This window comes from Amycolatopsis sp. NPDC049252, assembly GCF_043197175.1.
GTDB lineage: Bacteria > Actinomycetota > Actinomycetes > Mycobacteriales > Pseudonocardiaceae > Amycolatopsis.
This window is the reverse complement of record NZ_JBICSQ010000009.1, coordinates 16,857-35,426: the sequence shown is the minus strand read 5'-3', so window position 1 is coordinate 35,426 and position 18,570 is coordinate 16,857. Positions and strand designations below refer to the sequence as shown.

General features: G+C 71.9%; 20 protein-coding genes. 11 read left to right on the top strand and 9 right to left on the bottom strand.

Annotated features, from left to right (window positions below):
* Positions 1-20: 20 nt before the first annotated feature.
* The 4 genes from hsaA to hsaB are packed head-to-tail and all read left to right on the top strand — an operon-like array spanning position 21 to position 3,479.
* Positions 21-1,184, top strand: coding sequence for a 3-hydroxy-9,10-secoandrosta-1,3,5(10)-triene-9,17-dione monooxygenase oxygenase subunit (gene hsaA / locus ACGFMK_RS14200; protein ID WP_392762082.1), 1,164 nt, complete (start codon positions 21-23; stop codon positions 1,182-1,184).
* Positions 1,184-2,029 carry a 4,5:9,10-diseco-3-hydroxy-5,9,17-trioxoandrosta-1(10),2-diene-4-oate hydrolase gene (gene hsaD / locus ACGFMK_RS14195; RefSeq protein ID WP_392762079.1) on the top strand — a complete coding sequence of 282 codons (846 nt, stop codon included), beginning with the start codon at positions 1,184-1,186 and terminating at the stop codon, positions 2,027-2,029. Before hsaA ends, hsaD begins: the two co-directional genes overlap by 1 nt.
* Positions 2,029-2,943: an iron-dependent extradiol dioxygenase HsaC gene (hsaC, locus tag ACGFMK_RS14190; RefSeq protein WP_392762076.1), complete on the top strand. Its 915-nt coding sequence runs from the start codon at positions 2,029-2,031 to the stop codon at positions 2,941-2,943. The genes hsaD and hsaC overlap by 1 nt, the downstream gene beginning before the upstream one ends.
* Positions 2,944-2,948: 5 nt before the next feature.
* Positions 2,949-3,479: a 3-hydroxy-9,10-secoandrosta-1,3,5(10)-triene-9,17-dione monooxygenase reductase subunit gene (gene hsaB, locus ACGFMK_RS14185; protein ID WP_323337571.1), complete on the top strand. Its 531-nt coding sequence runs from the start codon at positions 2,949-2,951 to the stop codon at positions 3,477-3,479.
* Between the two features lie 7 nt (positions 3,480-3,486).
* On the opposite strand, the gene ACGFMK_RS14180 is transcribed toward hsaB, so the two are convergent.
* A complete protein-coding gene (locus tag ACGFMK_RS14180) occupies positions 3,487-4,047 on the bottom strand; it encodes a TetR/AcrR family transcriptional regulator (RefSeq protein ID WP_392762072.1) in 561 nt (186 codons plus the stop codon).
* Between the two features lie 95 nt (positions 4,048-4,142).
* Here ACGFMK_RS14180 and ACGFMK_RS14175 point away from each other — a divergent pair, with 95 nt between their 5' ends.
* The 3 genes from ACGFMK_RS14175 to ACGFMK_RS14165 all read left to right on the top strand — a co-directional run bounded on the left by ACGFMK_RS14175 (position 4,143) and on the right by ACGFMK_RS14165 (position 6,868).
* Positions 4,143-4,883: an SDR family oxidoreductase gene (locus tag ACGFMK_RS14175; protein ID WP_392762070.1), complete on the top strand. Its 741-nt coding sequence runs from the start codon at positions 4,143-4,145 to the stop codon at positions 4,881-4,883.
* Between the two features lie 87 nt (positions 4,884-4,970).
* A complete protein-coding gene (locus tag ACGFMK_RS14170) occupies positions 4,971-6,071 on the top strand; it encodes a hypothetical protein (protein WP_392762067.1) in 1,101 nt (366 codons plus the stop codon).
* A gap of 206 nt (positions 6,072-6,277) precedes the next feature.
* Positions 6,278-6,868, top strand: a complete 591-nt coding sequence (locus ACGFMK_RS14165) for a hypothetical protein (protein WP_392762064.1) — start codon at positions 6,278-6,280, stop codon at positions 6,866-6,868.
* Between the two features lies 1 nt (position 6,869).
* Here ACGFMK_RS14165 and ACGFMK_RS14160 read toward each other — a convergent pair whose 3' ends face one another.
* From ACGFMK_RS14160 to ACGFMK_RS14125, 8 genes are all read right to left on the bottom strand, one after another.
* Positions 6,870-7,124: a Smr/MutS family protein gene (locus ACGFMK_RS14160; protein WP_392762062.1), complete on the bottom strand. Its 255-nt coding sequence runs from the start codon at positions 7,122-7,124 to the stop codon at positions 6,870-6,872.
* Entirely contained in the window at positions 7,121-8,182 is a 1,062-nt protein-coding gene (locus tag ACGFMK_RS14155) for an MBL fold metallo-hydrolase (RefSeq protein ID WP_392762059.1), read from the bottom strand. Before ACGFMK_RS14155 ends, ACGFMK_RS14160 begins: the two co-directional genes overlap by 4 nt.
* Before the next feature lie 9 nt (positions 8,183-8,191).
* Positions 8,192-9,211: a fatty acid desaturase family protein gene (locus tag ACGFMK_RS14150; RefSeq protein ID WP_392762056.1), complete on the bottom strand. Its 1,020-nt coding sequence runs from the start codon at positions 9,209-9,211 to the stop codon at positions 8,192-8,194.
* A 125-nt stretch (positions 9,212-9,336) separates the two neighbouring features.
* The gene (locus ACGFMK_RS14145; RefSeq protein WP_392762054.1) at positions 9,337-10,269 is read right to left on the bottom strand and encodes an acyl-CoA dehydrogenase family protein; all 933 of its coding nucleotides are present in this window, start codon (positions 10,267-10,269) and stop codon (positions 9,337-9,339) included.
* Positions 10,266-11,150 carry an acyl-CoA dehydrogenase family protein gene (locus ACGFMK_RS14140; RefSeq protein ID WP_392762051.1) on the bottom strand — a complete coding sequence of 295 codons (885 nt, stop codon included), beginning with the start codon at positions 11,148-11,150 and terminating at the stop codon, positions 10,266-10,268. The genes ACGFMK_RS14145 and ACGFMK_RS14140 overlap by 4 nt, the downstream gene beginning before the upstream one ends.
* A complete protein-coding gene (locus tag ACGFMK_RS14135) occupies positions 11,147-12,280 on the bottom strand; it encodes an acyl-CoA dehydrogenase family protein (RefSeq protein ID WP_392762049.1) in 1,134 nt (377 codons plus the stop codon). Before ACGFMK_RS14135 ends, ACGFMK_RS14140 begins: the two co-directional genes overlap by 4 nt.
* Entirely contained in the window at positions 12,280-13,116 is an 837-nt protein-coding gene (locus ACGFMK_RS14130; RefSeq protein ID WP_392762047.1) for an enoyl-CoA hydratase, read from the bottom strand. Before ACGFMK_RS14130 ends, ACGFMK_RS14135 begins: the two co-directional genes overlap by 1 nt.
* Entirely contained in the window at positions 13,100-14,611 is a 1,512-nt protein-coding gene (locus ACGFMK_RS14125; RefSeq protein WP_392762045.1) for a FadD3 family acyl-CoA ligase, read from the bottom strand. The genes ACGFMK_RS14130 and ACGFMK_RS14125 overlap by 17 nt, the downstream gene beginning before the upstream one ends.
* A gap of 72 nt (positions 14,612-14,683) precedes the next feature.
* On the opposite strand from ACGFMK_RS14125, the gene ACGFMK_RS14120 reads away from it, so the two are divergent.
* Genes ACGFMK_RS14120 through ACGFMK_RS14105 form a run of 4 tightly spaced genes read left to right on the top strand, consistent with a single transcriptional unit; the run spans position 14,684 to position 18,358 of the window.
* On the top strand, positions 14,684-15,826 hold the full coding sequence (locus ACGFMK_RS14120; RefSeq protein WP_392762042.1) for an acyl-CoA dehydrogenase family protein: 1,143 nt from the start codon (positions 14,684-14,686) through the stop codon (positions 15,824-15,826).
* Entirely contained in the window at positions 15,823-16,599 is a 777-nt protein-coding gene (locus ACGFMK_RS14115) for an SDR family oxidoreductase (RefSeq protein WP_392762039.1), read from the top strand. Before ACGFMK_RS14120 ends, ACGFMK_RS14115 begins: the two co-directional genes overlap by 4 nt.
* Before the next feature lie 9 nt (positions 16,600-16,608).
* Positions 16,609-17,211: a TetR/AcrR family transcriptional regulator gene (locus ACGFMK_RS14110; protein WP_392762037.1), complete on the top strand. Its 603-nt coding sequence runs from the start codon at positions 16,609-16,611 to the stop codon at positions 17,209-17,211.
* Positions 17,204-18,358 carry an acetyl-CoA C-acetyltransferase gene (locus ACGFMK_RS14105; protein WP_392762034.1) on the top strand — a complete coding sequence of 385 codons (1,155 nt, stop codon included), beginning with the start codon at positions 17,204-17,206 and terminating at the stop codon, positions 18,356-18,358. Before ACGFMK_RS14110 ends, ACGFMK_RS14105 begins: the two co-directional genes overlap by 8 nt.
* The last annotated feature ends 212 nt before the right edge of the window (positions 18,359-18,570 follow it).

The following is an 18,570-nucleotide window of genomic DNA, read 5'->3' as shown; positions in this document are numbered from 1 at the left end:
ACCGCGAGAGAGGAACACGCATGAGCGAGCAGGTGATCGCCGGGGTCCGGGACCTCCTGCCGGTCCTGCGGGAACGGGCCCAGGACACCGAGGACGCGCGCCGCGTCCCCGAGGAGTCCGTCAAGGCCCTGCAGGAGACCGGGTTCTTCAAGATGCTGCAACCGAAGCCGTACGGCGGCTTCGAAGCCGACCCGGTGAGCTTCTACACCGCGGTGAAGCTGATCGCGAGCGCGTGCGGGTCCACCGGCTGGGTCGCCTCCATCCTCGGCGTCCACCCGTGGCACGTGGCGTTGTTCGACGCTCAGGCGCAGGAAGAGGTGTGGGGCGCCGACGAGGACGTGCGGATCTCCTCGTCGTACGCCCCGATGGGCAAGGCGGAGGTCGTCGAAGGCGGCTACCGGCTTTCCGGCCGCTGGAGCTTCTCGTCCGGCTGCGACCACTGCACGTGGGTGCTGCTCGGCGGGCCGGCGTTCAAGGACGGCAAGCCGGTCGACTTCTGCACGTACCTGCTGCCCATTTCGGATTACTCCATTGTGGACGTCTGGGACACGGTCGGGCTGCGCGGCACCGGGTCCAACGACATCGTCGTCGAGGACGTCTTCGTCCCGCGGCACCGGGCGCTGAGCTTCATCGCGACGTCGAAGTGCAAGGTGCCGGGGCAGGCCGTCAACCCCGGGCCGCTGTACCGGCTGCCGTACGGGTCGGTGCACCCGAGCACCATCACCGCGCCGATCATCGGCATGGCCCAGGGCGCCTACGACGCGCACGTGGAGCACCAGCGCAAGCGGGTGCGCGCCGCGTACGCCGGTGAGCAGTCCAAAGAGGACCCGTTCGCCAAGGTGCGGATCGCCGAGGCCGCCAGCGAGATCGACGCCGCGTGGCTGCAGCTGACCCGCAACATCGACGAGCTGTACGAAATGGCCAAGCGCGAGGAGCGCCTGCCGAGCGATCTTCGCCTGCGCGTCCGGCGGGACCAGGTGCGCGGCACGGAGCGCGCGATCAGCGCGATCGACCGCCTTTTCGAGAACTCCGGCGGCCGGGCCATCCAGCGTGGCACGCCGATCCAGCGCTTCTGGCGCGACGCGCACGCCGGCCGGGTGCACGCGGCCAACGACGCCGAGCGCGCCTACGTCATGTACGGCACCGGGGTCTTCGGGCTCCCCGTCGAGAACGCGATGTACTGATGGCTTCTCCGGAAGGAAAGTACGTCCAGGCGGGCGGTCTGAAGCTGCACTACCACGAGTCCGGCGCCGAGCACGCCGAGACGGTGATCCTGCTGCACGGCGGCGGGCCCGGCGCGTCCGCGTGGAGCAACTTCGGGCGCAACCTGCCGGTGCTCGCCAAGCACTACCGGACGATCGCCGTCGACCAGCCCGGCTTCGGCCGCTCGGACAAGCCGACCGAGCACCCGCAGTACTTCCGCCACAGCGCGGACGCCGTCGTCGGCCTGATGGACGCGCTCGGCGTCGAAACCGCCCACTTCATCGGCAACTCGCTCGGCGGCGGGGCCGCGGTCCGGCTGGCGCTGAACCACGGCAAGCGCGCCGGGCGGCTGGTGCTGATGGGGCCGGGCGGGCTGAGCGTCAACATGTTCGCGCCCGACCCCACCGAAGGCGTCAAGAACCTCGGGAAGTTCGGCGCGAAACCCAGCCGGGAGCGCATGGAAGCGTTCCTGCGCATCATGGTCCACGACCAGGCGCTGATCACCGACGAGCTGATCGACGACCGGTTCGCCGCGGCGAACACCCCCGAGTCGCTCGCCGCGATGCGGGCCATGGGGATGTCGTTCGCCCAGCCCGAAACCTACGAAGAGGGCATGCTCTGGCGCGAGGCCCACCGCCTGCGCCAACGCGTGCTGTTGATCTGGGGCCGCGAGGACCGCGTCAACCCCCTCGACGGCGCGCTGGTCGCGCTGAAGACCATCCCGCGCGCGCAGCTGCACGTGTTCGGCGGCTGCGGACACTGGGCCCAGCTGGAGAAGTTCGACGAATTCAACCGGCTGGCCCTCGACTTCCTCGGGAGTTCCTGATGGGCATCCGGTCACTGGGTTACCTCCGCATCGAAGCCACCGACATGGCCGCGTGGCGCGAGTACGGGCTCAAGGTGCTCGGCATGGTCGAGGGCAAGGGGCAGAACCCCGACGCGCTCTACCTGCGCATGGACGACTTCCCGGCCCGGCTGGTCATCACGCCGGGTTCGGCGGACCGGCTCGACCGGACCGGCTGGGAGGCCGCGAACGCCGGTGAACTGGCCGAGATCCGGTCGCGGTTGGACAGTGCCTCGGTGCCCTACAAGGAGGGCACGCCCGAAGAGCTGGCCGACCGCCGCGTCGACGAGCTGATCAGCTTCGACGACCCGTCCGGCAACACCCAGGAGGTGTTCCACGGCGTCGCGCTGCAGCACCGGCGCGTGGTCAGCCCGTACGGGCACCGGTTCGTCACCGGCGAGCAGGGCCTCGGCCATGTCGTCTTGTCTACAAAGGACGATGAGGCGTCCCTGCGCTTCTACCGTGACGTCCTCGGGTTCCGGCTGCGCGACTCGATGCGCCTGCCGCCGCAGCTGGTCGGCCGGCCCGCCGACGGTGCGCCCGCGTGGCTGCGCTTCTTCGGCTGCAACCCGCGCCACCACAGCCTGGCGTTCCTGCCGATGCCGACGCCGAGCGGGATCGTGCACCTGATGGTCGAGGTGGAGCAGACCGACGACGTCGGCCTGTGCCTGGACCGCGCGATCCGGCGGAAGGTGCCGATGTCGGCGACGCTCGGCCGGCACGTCAACGACCTGATGCTGTCGTTCTACATGAAGACCCCCGGCGGGTTCGACGTCGAGTTCGGTTGTGAGGGCCGCCAGGTCGACGACGAGAACTGGATCGCCCGCGAGAGCACGGCGGTTTCCCTGTGGGGCCACGACTTCTCGGTCGGCGCCCGGCCGCCCGGCGCGCCGTGACGGCGATGGCCGTCGACCAGACGGCGTTCCGCGGCGTCCTCGGCCACTTCTGCACGGGCGTCACCGTGGTCACCGGCCGCGACGGCGACACGCTCGCCGGGTTCGCCTGCCAGTCGTTCGCGGCGCTGTCGCTCGACCCGCCGCTGGTGCTGTTCTGCCCGTCGCGGACCTCGCGCACCTGGCCGGTGCTCGCCGCGGCCGGCCGGTTCGCGGTGAACGTGCTGGCCGAGGACCAGCAGGAGGTCAGCGCGGTGTTCGGCGCCCGCGGCGAGGACAAGTTCGCCCGCTTCGGCTGGACCCCCGCGCCGTCCGGGGCGCCGCTGCTCGACGGGGCGTTGACCTGGATCGACTGCGAGCTGGAAGCCGTGCACGAGGCCGGCGACCACTACGTCGTGATCGGGCGGGTCACGGCGCTGGGCGCGCCGTCGGACGCGCGGCCGCTGCTGTTCCACCGCGGCCGGTACTCGGTCACCGAACCGGCCCGGGACGCCCTCGCCGCGCTGATGCCGTGGCCCCGCCCGGACGACTGGCTCTGAACCGGCGTCACCGCCTGCGGAGACCGTCGACGATCACCGTCACGATCTTGGGCACCCGCGCGTCCCACTCCGCTTCCGGCACCCGCGACAACGCGCCCAGGAGCAGGATGACGTCCGCCGCGTCGACCTCGGCGCGGATCTCGCCGGCGGCCTTCCCGCGGTCGAGCAGCAGCTCCAGTGCCTGGTCGAGCCGGTGGTGGTGGTCCGCGTAGAGGTCCTGCCACGCCGAGGCCTCGATCGCCGCCATCACCCCGCGTTTGACCCGGGCGTACTCGACCAGCCGCGCCAGCCAGGCGGTCAGGGCCGCGAGCGGCGGGTGCTCGGCCAGCAGCGGGGCCACGGCGTCGACGAGCTGCGTCAGCTCGTACCGGTACACCTCGGCCAGCAGGTGCTCGCGGGTCGGGAAGTGCCGGTAGAGCGTGCCCTGCCCGACGTCCGCGGCCTTGGCGACGCGGTGCAGCTTCAGGTCGGCGGCCGCGCCGTTGGACTCGCTCAGTTCGGCCCGCGCGGCCTCGACGATCCGGTCGCGGTTCGCGACCGCGTCCGACCGGCGCTCTCGTGTGGCCACGACGCCACCAGCCTTCCCTCACAGCAAAGTGGACAACTGTCCGGTATGCTCGAGGAGTAACCGGACAGTTGTCAGCTTAACGTGGGAGAGCTGTGATGGGCACTTTGGGCAGCAAGGTCGTCGCGATCACCGGCGCCAGCAGCGGGATCGGCGCGGCGACGGCACTGGAGCTGGCGGGTCGCGGCGCGGCGGTCGTGCTGGGGGCCCGGCGCACCGACCGGCTCGACACACTCGCGGCGCGGATCCGGGCCGAAGGTGGCCGCGCGGAGGTGCTGGCGGTCGACGTCACCCGGCGCGCCGACGTCGAGGAGCTGGTGGCGCTGGCGGTGGACCGGTTCGGGCGCCTCGACGTCCTGGTGGGCAACGCCGGCGTCGCCCGGACGGCGCCGGTGGCGGACCTCGACGTCGACGACTGGAACGCGATGATCGACGTCAACCTGCGGGGTGTCCTGCACGGCATCGCCGCCGCGCTGCCGGTGTTCCGGCGGCAGGGCTGCGGGCACTTCGTCACCACCGTGTCGACGTCGGGCTTGAAGATCGTGCCGACGCAGGCGGTCTACGCGGGGACGAAGAACGCGGTGCGCACGCTGCTGGAAGCCTTGCGCCAGGAGTCCACCGACGGCGTCCTGCGCACGACGTCCGTCTCGCCGGGGTTCGTGCACACCGAACTGGTCGACCACATCGAGGATCCCGGACGGCGGGCGCAGGCGCAGGAGGCCATGGCCACCCTCGGGATCGGCGCGGACGCCGTGGCCCGCGCCATCGCGTTCGCCATCGAGCAGCCCGACGACGTCGAAATCGGCGAAATCACCATTCGGCCTGCCCGGCAAGGATAAGCCCGGGTTGACGTCCACTGTGGACGGATGTAACAAGGGCGCGCGCGGGAGCGACTTCACGGGCGTCGCCCGCTCGAGGAGGAGCCCGTGCAGCTGTCCGGTTTCCCGGCCGCGGAGGTCGGGTTCGACCGCGCGGGCCGGCCGGCCGGCGACGAGGGCGCGGCCGTGCGGGAGCTGGCCGCGGACCGCGCGACCACGGACCTGGTGGTCCTGAGCCACGGCTGGGACGACGACCCGGCCACCGCCCGGGAGCTGTACGCCGCCCTCGCCTCGTCGCTGCGCGCGGTGTCCGGCGGCCGCCCGATCGCGCTCGCCTGCGTCCTGTGGCCCTCGCGCCGGTACGCCGCGTCCACCGGCCTGGAGGCGCGGCTGGACCTGTTGCGGACCCTGCGGTCCGAGCACGGGTCCACCATCGACGCCGCGGCCGACCTCGTCCCGGCGCTGCCGGCCCGGGCGACCGCGCGCACCGCGTTCGCGGCCGCCGTGCTGTCGGTCGCCGCGCCCGGCGCGCAGGACGTCGAAGACGCGTCGACGCAGCTGCTGACCCTGCCGGGCGGCACCGTGATGGACCGGCTCGCGAAGCCGGCGTCCGGGTTCGTCGAGGCCGCGCGGCAGCTGCTCGACTACCTGACCTACTACGAGCTGAAGACCCGCGCGGGCGACGTCGGGGAGCGCGGGCTGGCGCCGCTGCTCGGCGCGCTCGCCCGGCCCGGCCTGCGTGTCCACCTCGCCGGGCACGGGTTCGGCGCCCGGCTGGTCACCGCGGCCGCGAAGGCCCGGCCGGCCGCCTCGCTGAGCACCCTCACCCTGCTGCAGGCGGCCCTCTCGCACCACGCCTTCGCCGAGGGCGGGACGTTCCGGGAGGTCCTCGACCGGCACGTCGTGACCGGCCCGATCCTCGTCACGCACACCGCGTACGACCTGGTCGCCGGCGTCGCCTTCGAGATCGCGTCGCGCATCACGGGGCTGGAGCACGGGTGCCTCGCGCGCGACGGCGCACGGGACACCCCCGAAGCCGTCACGGCCGAGCTGCTGCCGGCCGGCGGGAGCTACGCGTGGCACCCGGGCGTGCCGCACAACCTGCAGGCCGATCGGTTCGTGCACGGGCACACCGACGTCGACGGGCCGGAAATCGCTCACGCATTGTTGTCGGCGATCGCGGCCAGTTACCGATCTGGCCAGAGGTAGGCCGCCCCCCCCGTGCGGCACGTAACCGTTGAGGTGAAGCCATCGGCCGTGGCTGTGGTCGGATCGGTAACCATCGGCACAGTAGCTCGACCGGGTGGTTGTGCACCGGTTCACAGGTGGGCCGCGTCCCATTCACGAGAGAAAGACGACACCTCGCGCGCACACTGGAGCCGCAGAGTCGTGTTTCCCGGGGAGGAGTGCCGCGCATGCGAGGTCGGATCGCCCGGTTCCGGCGCCGGTTGTTCCCCGGCCGCAACCCGCTCGCCCGCTTCGGCGACCGCGTCGAAGCCGCGCTGCTGGGGCTGGTGATCGCGGGGGCGCTGCTGGCCCTCCCGTTCGCCGCCGCGTTCGGCTCCGACACCTACGCCGCGCAGACCGCCCGCGCCGAGCAGGAGAGCGCCTCCCGGCACCCGGCGACGGCGATCGCGCTCGCCGCGGCCCCCACCCAGACCTACAGCACCGACGGGGCCGGCGCCCCGGCTGACCAGACCACCGTCCCCGCGGCCTGGTTCGACGCCCGCGGCACCCGGCACACCGGCGACGTCCTCGCCGACTCCGGCAGCCCGAAGGGCACGCACGTCCCGGTGTGGCTGGACCAGCGCGGCGAGCTGACGACCGAGCCGCTGTCGGCGTCCACCTCCGCCGCCGACGGCGTGTTCGCGGCGATCCTGCTCTGGGTCGGCGTCACCGGCGGCCTGGCCGCGCTCTACGGCCTCGGCCGGTTCGTCCTGGACCGGCTCCGCTCGGCGGCCTGGGATCGTGCCTGGGCCGAAGCCCGCCACGACAGCCGGTTCTGAGTCACTTCCAGCGGAAGTGCACGAACACCCGGCCGAAGTTGTCCTTGTCCTTCTCGATCCGGTGGTAGAGCGCCTTGATGTCCTTGCGCTCGAGGAACCGTAGCACGTGCTTCTTCAGCTGCCCGGACCCCTTCCCGGGAATGATCTCGACGAGCGGCGCCTTCTTCGCGACGGCCTCGTTGATGATCCCCTGCAGCGCCTTGTCGATCTCGCCGCCGCGGTTGTAGATGTCGTGGAGGTCCAGTTTCAGCTTCACAGGGCCTGCCACCAGCCGTCGACCGGCGGGGGCTCGGTGACGTCGATCCGCTCGCCCGGGCGGGGGACCGACAGTGGGATGTCCGCCGCCTTCGCCTCGCGCCAGACCCGGTCGGCCGGCTCGCCCCACGGGTGCATCGCCAGGGAGAACGTCGCCCAGTGGACCGGGACCAGCAGTTTCGCCCGGACGTCGAGGCCCGCCGCGACGCCCTCCTCCGGCGTCATGTGGATGTCCGGCCACTGCGGGGCGTACGCGCCGATCTGGACCAGCGCGACGTCGAAGGGTCCGTACTCCGCACCGATGCTCGCGAAGCCGTCGAAGTAGCCCGTGTCGCCGGTGTAGAAGACCCGGTGCTCCGGGCCGATCAGGGCCCAGGACGTCCACAGCGTGTCGTCGTTCGTGATGCCGCGGCCGGAAAAGTGCTGGGCCGGCGTCGACACGAACCGGACACCGGCGACCGTCGCGTCTTCGTGCCAGTCCAGCTCGATGATCCGGTCGGCCGGGACGTGCCAGCGCTCCAGGTGCGCGCCGACCCCCAGCGGCACCAGGAACGGGGCGTCGGTCGACGTCACCAGCGAGCGGATCGTCGCCAGGTCCAGGTGGTCGTAGTGGTCGTGCGAGATGACGACGGCGTCGACCCGGCCGATCCCGGACAGCGGCACCGGCGGCTCGTGCAGCCGCCTCGGGCCGGCGAACGTCGCGGGGGAGACCCGGTCGCTCCACACCGGGTCGAGCAGCACGCGGGCGCCGTCCAGCTCGACCAGCGTCGAGGCGTGGCCGTACCAGGTCAGGTGCAGGCCGGCGCCCGTCTCGACCGGCGCGTCTTGGACCAGCGGGATCACGCCCGCGGGTTTGCGCAGCTCACGGTCGGTGCCGAAGAACATCTCGCGGAAGATGGTGCTCATCGACGCCGCGGTCATCGGGTGCCGCGGCGCCACGTTGCGGAACACCTTGCCGTCGAACTGCGGCGACCGGCGGACCCGCTCGGCTCGGGCGCCGGCGGCCTTCGCGCCGAACGCCGCCGGCAGGTCTCGCAGGGCCGCGATCGTCTTCCTCATGCCCCGAGTCTACGAACGGTTCCTGAGAGGCGCCCCAGCTTCATGCAGGTGGGTGAGCGCCTGCCGGTAGGACTCGACCAGGCTCGTCTGCCGGTACGGGACGCCCAGCTCGGCGCAGTACGCCTGGACGATCGGCTGCGCCCGGCGCAGGTGCCGCGACGGCATGCTCGGGAACAGGTGGTGCTCGATCTGGTAGTTGAGGCCGCCGAGGGCGACGTCGACGACCGCGCCGCCGCGGACGTTGCGGGAGGTCAGCACCTGCTTGCGGAGGAAGTCGAGCTCCGGGCGGCCGGTCAGCGTCGGCATGCCCTTGTGGTTGGGCGCGAAGATCGATCCCATGTAGACACCCCACAGTCCTTGGTGGACGGCGAAGAACAGCAGCGCCATGCCCGGCGACAGCACCGTGAGCAACGCGCTGAAGTAGACGACGAAGTGCGTGGCGAGCAGTGCCGCTTCGACCCCGCGGCGGCGCAGGCCCGGCTTGCGCACCGCGCGAATCCCGGACCAGTGCAGGTTCAGGCCTTCGAGGGTGAGCAGCGGGAAGAACAGGAAAGCCTGGTGGCGCCCGATGAACGCGGGCACGCCGCGGGCCGCGCGGGCCTGGTCCTTCGACCAGACGAGGATGTCCGGGTCGACGTCCGGGTCCAGCTCCTCGTGGTTCGGGTTGGCGTGGTGGCGGGTGTGCTTGTCCATCCACCAGCCGTAGCTCATGCCGACACCGAGGTTGCCCGCGATCATCCCGGCGATCTCGGTCGGCCGCCGTCGCCGGAACACCTGCTTGTGCGCGAGGTCGTGGGAGAGCAGGGCGATCTGGCCGAACAGCACGGCCTGGAACGCGGCGACGCCCAGCTGCCACCACGAGTTCCCGAGGAAGGCGAAGGCGACCCAGCCGGCGGCGAACAGCGTGGTCACGACGGCGATCCGGGCGGTGTAGTAGCCGGGACGGCGCCGCATCAGGCCGGCGGCGGAGATGCGGTGGCTCAGCCGGGCGAAGTCGCTGCTGGTGTGCACGAGGTTGTCTGTGGTCACGTCCCCGAGTCTTCGCGCGCACGCCACCGCCCGGAAGCCTGCGCGCCGGTGGGTACTTCGGGGGGCCAGCCCTACCCGGTGACCTGGTATAGCGGAACGTGTGACCGCCGGGGCAGCACGCGTGCTCAGCTGGGGCGGACGCGGGGCAGGTGGTGGTGCGGCGCGCCGAACAGCAGGGCCGACGAGTGCGCGCGCTTGAAGTAGCGGTGCGCCGGGTGTTCCCAGGTGATCGCGATCCCGCCGTGCAGCTGGATCATCTCCGCCGCCACCTCCGAGAGCACCTCGGAGCAGTGCACCTTGGCGACCGCGGGCAGGTCCGCGTAGGCGGCCGAGCGGGCCGTCTCGACCAGGACGTGCAGGTCGGCCATGCGGTGCTTCAGCGCCTGGAAACTCCCGATGGGCCGCCCGAACTGGTGGCGTTGCTTGGTGTATTCGACGGTCAGCTCGAGGGCCCGCGCCGCCGCGCCGGTCTGCTCGGCGGCGAGGAGGAGGCAGGCGAAGTCCCGGACCGGGCCCGGATCCAGGGGGCCGAGCCGCCGGGCGGGCGCGTGGTCGAACGTCACGGTGGCGAAGTGCCGGGTCTCGTCCAGCGAAGGGACGTGCTCGCGGACGGCGTCGGCGGGGTCCACTTCGTACAGTCCGTCTTCGGCGACGGCCAGGAGAATCGAAGCGGTGTCGCCGTCCAGGACGTAGTGCGCCCGTCCGTCCACAGTCGACAAATCACCTCGGCACGCGGCGGCCTCCCAGCGGCCGTCCTCGCCGGTCCAGGCCAGCGCGGCGACGGCGCCTTCGGCGAGCCGGGGGAGCAGCTGCTCGTCACCGGTCGCGAGTACCGCCCGGGCGGCGACGGCCGAGCCGAGGAACGGGACGTCGGACAGCACGCGGCCGAGTTCTTCCGCGACGATCCGGAGTTCGGTGAGCCCGGCGCCGAGCCCGCCGTGCTCCTCGGGGATGGCCAGGGCGGGGACGCCGATGTCGACGAGGGCCGGCCACGGCGCGGCCTCCCGTTCCAGGAGTTTCCGGACGGTGGCGCGGAGTTCGTCCTGTTCCGGCGTCATCCGACCGCCGCCAGGACCCGACGCCGGTGCACCGCGGCGGTGCCCCAGGCCGTGGTCAGGGCACGGATCCGCAGTAGCCGGCGGCCGAGCGGGTGCTCGGCGGTGTAGCCGATGGCGCCGTGCACCTGCAGTCCGGTGCGGGCCGCGAGCAACGCCGCGTCGCCGCAGGCCACCTTCGCCGCCGAGACGTCTTCCGGGGCGAGGGTCACGGCCGCGCCGTACAGCAACGGCCGGGCCAGCTCGAGCGCCGTGACGACGTCGGCGAGGAGGTGCTTGACCGCCTGGTACTTACCGATCTCGCAGCCGTACTGCCGGCGCTGACCGGCGTAGCCGACCGACGTCGTGAGCAGCCAGTTCCCGGCGCCGAGCAGCTGGGCCGCCGTCGCCAGCACACCGAGGTCGAACGCGCGCGCCGGGTCCAGCGCCGGCCCGAGGTCGTCGCCGGGGACGACCTCGAACAGCCGCCGGGTCGGGTCCACCGAGGACAGTGCGCGGCCGGGGGTGAAGGTCTGCAAGCGGGTGCCGTCCACCAGGACGCGCAGGTCCGCGGTGTCCGCGTCGAGGGCGTAGGGGACGTGCGGGGTGAAGACCACCGACGCCCGGGTCTCGCCGGCGGCGACCGAGGCGAGCACCGGGTCGTCGAGCAGCGCGGGCAGCACCGCCGCGGTGTCGGTCCACGGCCCGGGAACACCGTGGTGGCCCAGCGCCTCGAACGCGACCACGAGATCGACCGGTGACGCGCCGAGGCCGTCGTGCTTCTCCGGGATGCCGAGCGCCGTGACCCCCAGCTCGGCCAGCTTCGGCCAGTCGTCGGTGGTGGACAGCAGGTCGTGCAGGGACGCGGCGAACGCCGTCTGCTCGCCGGTCAGCCCGAACCTCATCGATCCTCCCGCGGCAGGCCGAGCAGGCGTTCGGCGACGATGGTGCGCTGGATCTGGTCGGTCCCGCCGTAGATCGGCCCGGCCAGGGAGAACAGCCAGCCGTCGCTCCAGCGGCCGTGCAGCTCGGCGTCCGGGCCCAGCAGGTCGAGCGCCGTCTCGTGCAGCTCGACGTCGAGGTGCGACCAGAACAGCTTGTTGACGCTCGACTCCGGCCCGAGCTGCCCGCCTTCGGCGAGCTTGGTGACCGTGCCGAAGGTGTAGAGCTGGTAGGCGCGGGCGCCGATCCAGGCGTCGGCGACCCGGTCCGCGGTGGCTTCGGGACGGCCCGCCGACGACCACAAGGCCGTGAGCCGGCCGGCGGCCGCGAGGAACCGGCCGGGGCTGCGCAGGGACAGGCCGCGTTCGTTGTTGGCCGTGGTCATCGCGACCTTCCAGCCCGCGCCGGGCTCGCCGATGACGTCGGCGTCCGGCACGAAGACGTCGTCGAAGAAGATCTCGGCGAACCCCGGCTCGCCGTCCAGCTGCGGGATCGGGCGCACGGTGACGCCGCCGGTGCGCAGGTCCGCCATCAGGTAGGTCAGGCCGCGGTGGCGTTCGGCGTCGGGGTCGCTGCGGAACAGGCCGAACGCGCGATCGGCGTACGCGGCCCGGGAACTCCACGTCTTCTGTCCGTTGAGGACCCAGCCACCGTCCACTCGCGACGCCGTGCTGCGCAGCGCCGCGATGTCACTGCCCGCCTCCGGCTCGGACCAGGCCTGCGCCCAGACCTCTTCGGAGCGGGCCATCTTCGGCAGGATCCGGGCCAGCTGCTCGTCCGTGCCGTGGGAGAACAGCGTCGGCGCGAGCATGAAGATGCCGTTCTGGTTGACCCGCAGCGGCGCGCCGGCCGCGTAGTACTCCTCCTCGAACAGCACCCATTCCAGGAGGCTCGCGTCGCGGCCGCCGTACTCGGCCGGCCAGGAGACCACCGACCAGCGCGCGTCGGCCAGCTCGGCTTCCCACTCGCGGTGGGCGGCGAAGCCCTCCGGCGTGTCGAACGAGGGGAGCGGTTCGGCGGGGACGTGCGCGGTCAGCCAGGCGCGGGCTTCGTCGCGGAACGCTTGAGCTTCGGGGGAGAGGTCGAGGTCCATCAGCGACCCCGCATGGACCGGGCGTCCAGACCGGCCAGGGAGTCGCCGGAGGTCTCGGCGTTGTGCGCGTGCGCGAAGTGGTGCAGCCCGAACACACTGTCCATTCCGGACCGCAGGCCCATCTGGTCCTCGGCCTGGTTCACGGCCTTCTTGGCCAGCGCGAGCCCGAACCGCGGCATCTCGGCGATCTTCTCCGCGAGCGCCATCGTCTCGGTTTCGAGGTCGGCGCGCGGGACGACGCGGTTGAGCATGCCCCAGTCGAGAGCCTGCTGGGCGGTGAAGCGCTCACCGGTGAACAGGACCTCCTTGGCCCGGCGCGGGCCGAGCACCCAGGGGTGCGCGAAGTATTCGACACCGGGAATCCCCATGCGCACCACAGGATCGGCGAAGAACGCGTCGTCGGACGCGACGATCAGGTCACACACCCAGGCCAGCATCAGCGCCCCGGCGATGCAGGCGCCCTGCACGGAGGCGATCGTCGGCTTGGGGATCTCCCGCCAGCGGCGGCACATCCCCAGGTACACCTCGGACTCCCGCGCGAACCGCTGGTCACCGCCCGCCGCGTCGACGTGGTCCCACCACATCACCGCTTTGCGCTCGAACGAGACGTCGGCGTCGCGGCCCGGCGAGCCGATGTCGTGCCCGGCCGAGAAGTGCTTGCCCGCGCCGGCCAGCACGATCACCTTGACCTCGGCATCGTCGACGGCCCTGGTGAACGCGGCGTCGAGCGCGTAGGTCATCGCCGAGTTCTGCGCGTTGCGGTACTCGGGCCGGTTCAGGGTGACGACCGCGACCGGCCCGCGCCGCTCGTAGGTCACCTCAGACGGTTCGGTCATGCCCTTCCTCTCGCAGAACTCGCTTGAGCACCTTGCCCGACGGCGTGCGCGGCAGCTCGTCCCGGAACTCGACGTGCCGGGGCCGCTTGTAGTTCGCCAGGTTGGCCTGGCAGTGGTTCAGGACGTCCTCAATGGACAGAGTGGTGCCGGGCCGCGGCCGGACGTAGGCCTTGCCGACCTCGCCGTAGACCTGATCCGGCACGCCGACGACGACGGCCTCGGCCACGCCGTCCAGCCAGCCGAGTGCCTGCTCGACCTCGGCCGGGTAGACGTTGAAGCCGCCGCAGATGTACATGTCCTTGATCCGGTCGACGATCCGCAGGTGCCCCGATTCGGTGAGCACGCCGACGTCCCCGGTGTGCAGCCAGCCGTCGGCGTCGATCGCCTCGGCGGTCGCGGCCGGGTCGTCGAGGTAGCCGAGCATCACGTTCGGCCCGCGCAGCAGTACCTCGCCGGCGTCACCGAGACGGACCTCGAACCCGGCGGTGGGCCGGCCGACGGTCCGGGCGATCAGGTCGGGCGGGTCGGTGCGCAGGGACATCGTGGCCACGACGGCCTCGGTGAGCCCGTACGCGGTGAGGACCAGATCGAAGCCCAGTTCCGCCTGCATCCGCTCGACGAGCGCCACCGGGACGGTCGCCGCGCCGGTGACGGCCAAGCGGAGCGTCGACAGGTCGTACGACGGCCGCTCGGGGGCGTCCAGCAGGACCTGGAAGATGGTCGGGGCGCCCGGCAGCACGGAGATCCGCTCGTCCTGGATCAGCCGGAGGGTCTCGGCGACGGCGAAGGTGCGCTGCGGCACGAGCGTCGTGCCGTGGAGCGTCGCGGCCAGGATCCCGGCCTTGTAGCCGAAACTGTGGAAGAACGGGTTGATCACGAGGTAGCGGTCGTGCTCGCTCAGCTCGCCGCAGGCGGCCCACGCGGCGGCGACCCCCAGGGCCTGGCGGTGCGACGACATCGCGCCCTTGCTGCGGCCGGTGGTGCCGGAGGTGAAGAGGATGTCGCTGACGTCGTCCGGCCGCGCGGGGCTGGTGAAGGTGTCGTCGAAGCCGTCGAGCGCGTCCCACTCGGTGACGCCGTCGACCGGGTCTTCCGGGCCCTCGACCGGCATCCGCAGGACGGTGGGCGGTCGTTCGGTCAGGTCCGCGAGCCGGTCCGTGTCGAGGAAAGTCCCGGTGACGGCCAGGGCCGAGACCTTGGCGCGGGTCAGGATGTCGGTGGTTTCCCGGGCGGTGAACCGGGTGCTGATCGGCACCAGCGTCGCGCCGGCGTAGTGCGCGCCGAGCGCGGCGACCGGCCAGTGCCACGTGTTGGGCGCGCAGACCGCGACGCGGTCACCCGGTCCGATCCCCGCGGCGGCGTAGAAGTTCGCGCACCGCCGCACCCGGGAGAGCAGCTCCGGCCAGGTCAGCCGGACGTCGCCGTCCACCAGTGCTTCACGCGCGGGGAACCGCTCCGCCGCGGCGTCGAGCGCCGCCGGGACGGTCTCCGTCATCACGGCCTCCCTAGCAAGTGCTTGGTAGGGTAGCCTACGCAGGACCCCCGGTTTTGGCCAGAGGAGGTGGCGGTGCCCGACCCAGACTTCCGTGCCGAGGTACGGACCTGGCTGGCCGAACACCTGCGCGGCGACTTCGCGAAGCTGCGCGGGCGTGGCGGGCCCGGCCGTGAGCACGAGGCGTTCGAGGAGCGCCTGGCGTGGGAACGCGAGCTGGCCACCGGCGGCTGGAACTGCGTCGGCTGGCCCGTCGAGCACGGCGGCCGCGGCGCGACCCTCGAGCAGCAGGTGATCTTCCACGAGGAGTACGCCCTGTCCGACGCCCCGGCCAAGGTCGGGCACTTCGGCCAGGAACTGCTCGGCCCGACGCTCATCGCGTTCGGCACGCCGGAGCAGCAGCGCCGGTTTCTGCCGCCGATCGTCGCCGCCGAAGAACTCTGGTGCCAGGGCTACTCCGAACCCGGCGCGGGCTCCGACCTCGCCGCCGTCTCGACGTCGGCCCGGCTCGACGGCGACGAGTGGGTCGTCACCGGCCAGAAAGTCTGGACGTCGCTGGCTCAGCACGCCGACTGGTGTTTTGTCGTCGCCCGCACCGAGTCCGGCTCGAAGCGCCACCAGGGACTGTCCTATCTGCTCGTCCCGATGCGACAGTCCGGAGTGGACGTCCGGCCGATCGTCCAGCTGACCGGGACGGCGGAGTTCAACGAGGTCTTCTTCGACGGCGCCCGCACGCACCGCGACCTGGCCGTGGGGGAGCCGGGTGACGGCTGGCGCGTCGCGATGGGCACCCTGGCCTTCGAACGCGGCGTCGCCACCCTCGGCCAGCAGGTCGGCTTCCGGCGCGAGCTGACGGCGTTGACCGACCTGGCCCGGGCCACCGGCGCGCTCGACGACCCGGTGCTCGCCGAGCGCGTCGACCGGGCCTGGCTCGGCCTGGAAGTCATGCGGGCGCACGCGATCCGCACGCTCGGCGACACCGGCCCCGGCACGGCGTCGGTCGCGAAACTCGTCTGGGCGAACTGGCACCGCACCCTCGGCGAGCTGGCCATGGCGATCCGCGGCGCGGCGGGGATGCTCGCGCCCGGCGGGCTCGACGACTGGCAGCGGCTCTACCTGTTCACCCGCGCCGACACGATCTACGGCGGCTCCGACGAGATCCAGCGGAACATCATCGCCGAGCGCGTGCTCGGCCTGCCCCGGGAGGCGCGACCGTGATCACCGTCCCGAAGTACCCGGCGGGTGCGAACCTGGTGCGGGACAAGGTGGTCGTCGTGACCGCCGCGGCCGGCACCGGCATCGGGTCCGCCACGGCGAAACGCTGCCTCGAGGAGGGCGCGAAGGTCGTCGTCAGCGACTGGCACGAACGCCGCCTCGGCGAGAAGGCCGAGGAACTCGCGGACCTCGGTGACGTCCACGCGATCCCGTGCGACGTCACGCAGGAGGACCAGGTCCAGGCGCTCGTCGACGGGAGCGTCGAGCGGTTCGGCCGGATCGACGTCGTGGTCAACAACGCCGGGCTCGGCGGCACGAAGTCCCTGCTGGACATGACCGACGAGGAGTGGACCCGGGTCCTCGACGTCACCCTCAACGGCACCTTCCGCGCCACCCGCGCGGCCCTGCGCCGGTTCGCGCAACAGGGTGACGGTGGCGCGATCGTCAACAACGCGTCCGTGCTCGGCTGGCGCGCCCAGGGCGGGCAGGCGCACTACGCGGCGGCCAAGGCCGGGGTGATGGCCTTGACGCGGTGCGCGGCCGTGGACGCCGCGCCGCTCGGTGTCCGGGTCAACGCCGTCGCGCCCAGCATCGCCATGCACGCGTTCCTGGCCAAGGTGACCAGCGACGAGCTGCTCGAGGAATTGACCGCCCGCGAGGTTTCGGGGAGGGCGGCGCAGCCGTGGGAAGTGGCGAATGTGATCGTGTTCCTGGCCAGTGAGTACTCCTCCTACCTCACCGGCGAGGTCGTGTCCGTGAGTTCGCAACATGCGTGAGGTGCCCCGATGAGTCCCGTCAAGAACAGCCGCCGTGCGGAGCTGCTGGACCTGGCCGCGCGGCTGTTCGCCGAGCGCGGGTACGTGTCCACCACCGTGCGGGACATCGCCGACGCCGCCGGCATCCTGTCCGGCAGCCTGTACCACCACTTCGACTCCAAGGAGTCGATGGCCGACGAGATCCTCACCGGCTTCCTCGACGAGCTGTTCGGGTCGTACGCGGAGATCGTCGCCCAGGGGCTGGGCCCGCGCGAGACGCTCGAAGCGGTCGTCGTGGCGTCGTTCGACTCGATCCACCGGCGCCCGGCGCAGGTCGCGATCTACCAGAACGAGGCCAAGCACCTCATGCAGCTGCCGCGGTTCGCCTACCTCAACGACCGCAACGCCGAGTTCCGCAAGCTGTGGAACGGCATCCTCACCGACGGCGTCGCGGACGGGGTCTTCCGCGCGGACCTCGACGTCGAGCTGACCTACCGGTTCATCCGCGACACGGTGTGGGTGGCCGTGCGCTGGTACAACCCCGACGGCGCGCTCACCGCGCAGGACGTCGCGGAGCAGTACCTCGGGATCCTGCTGGACGGCATCGCTCAGAAGGGAAGGCGACGTGGCTGAAGCGTATGTCCTGGACGCGGTCCGGACACCGGTCGGCAAGCGCGGGGGAGCGCTGAGCACGGTCCACCCGGCCGACCTGGGCGCGCACGTGATCCGCGCGATCGTCGAACGGACCGGCGTCGACCCGGAGCTGGTGGAGGACGTCATCTTCGGCTGCGTCGACACGCTGGGCCCGCAGGCGGGCAACGTCGCGCGGACGTCGTGGCTCGCGGCCGGCTACCCGCAGCACGTGCCGGGGGTGACGGTCGACCGGCAGTGCGGGTCGAGCCAGCAGGCCGTGCACTTCGCCGCGCAGGCGGTGCTGAGCGGCACGGCGGACCTCGTGCTGGCGGGCGGCGTGCAGAACATGAGCGCCGTCCCGATCGGCGCGGCGATGCTCGCCGGGCGCGAATACGGGTTCGAGGATCCGTTTTCCGGTTCGAAGGGCTGGCAGGAACGCTTCGGTGCGAGTGAGGTGTCGCAGTTCCGCAGCGCGGACATGATCGCCGGCCATTGGGACATTTCGCGCGTCGCGATGGAGGAATTCGCGCTGCGGAGTCACCAGCTCGCCGCGGCGGCGTCCGACGGCGGATTGTTCGACGACGAAATAGCGCCGTTCGGAGAATTCAGCCGGGACGAAGGACCACGCCGGGACACCTCCCTGGAACGGATGGCGGGATTGAAGCCGCTGTCCCCGGAATCCCGCATCACGGCGGCGGTGGCGAGCCAGATTTCCGACGGCGCGAGCGCGACGCTGATCGCGTCCGCCGAATTCGTCCGGGAGCACGGGCTGACGCCGATGGCCCGCATCCACCACCTGTCGGTCCGCGCGGCGGACCCGGTCTGGATGCTCACCGGCCCGATCCCGGCGACCGCGCACGCGCTGCGTCGCACCGGGCTGACGATCGGTGACATCGATCTTTTCGAGGTGAACGAGGCGTTCGCGAGCGTGGTGCTGGCGTGGCTCGACGAGACGGGCGCCGACCCGTCCCGGGTCAACGTCAACGGCGGCGCGATCGCTCTCGGTCACCCGATCGGCGCGTCCGGCACCAAGCTGTTCGCGACGCTGCTCCACGAACTGAAGCGCCGTGGCGGCCGCTACGGCCTGCAGACGATGTGCGAAGGCGGCGGCACGGCCAACGTGACGATCGTCGAAAACCTCGCCTGAGCACTGAACTCCGGACACAGCTGAGGCCGGTTCGGGGGTTCCCGTTCCCTCGAACCGGCCTCGGCCGGTGCAACCCCGATAGCGCACCATCTCCGTGACGGCCTTCCCGCCGGCATACCCTTCCGGCGAGAAGGCCCCCACGATCCACCGTCCCGTCGGTCACCCGCCGGGACGCCCGACCCCGGGCCCCCGCCCGGCGAGCCGGAAGAAGG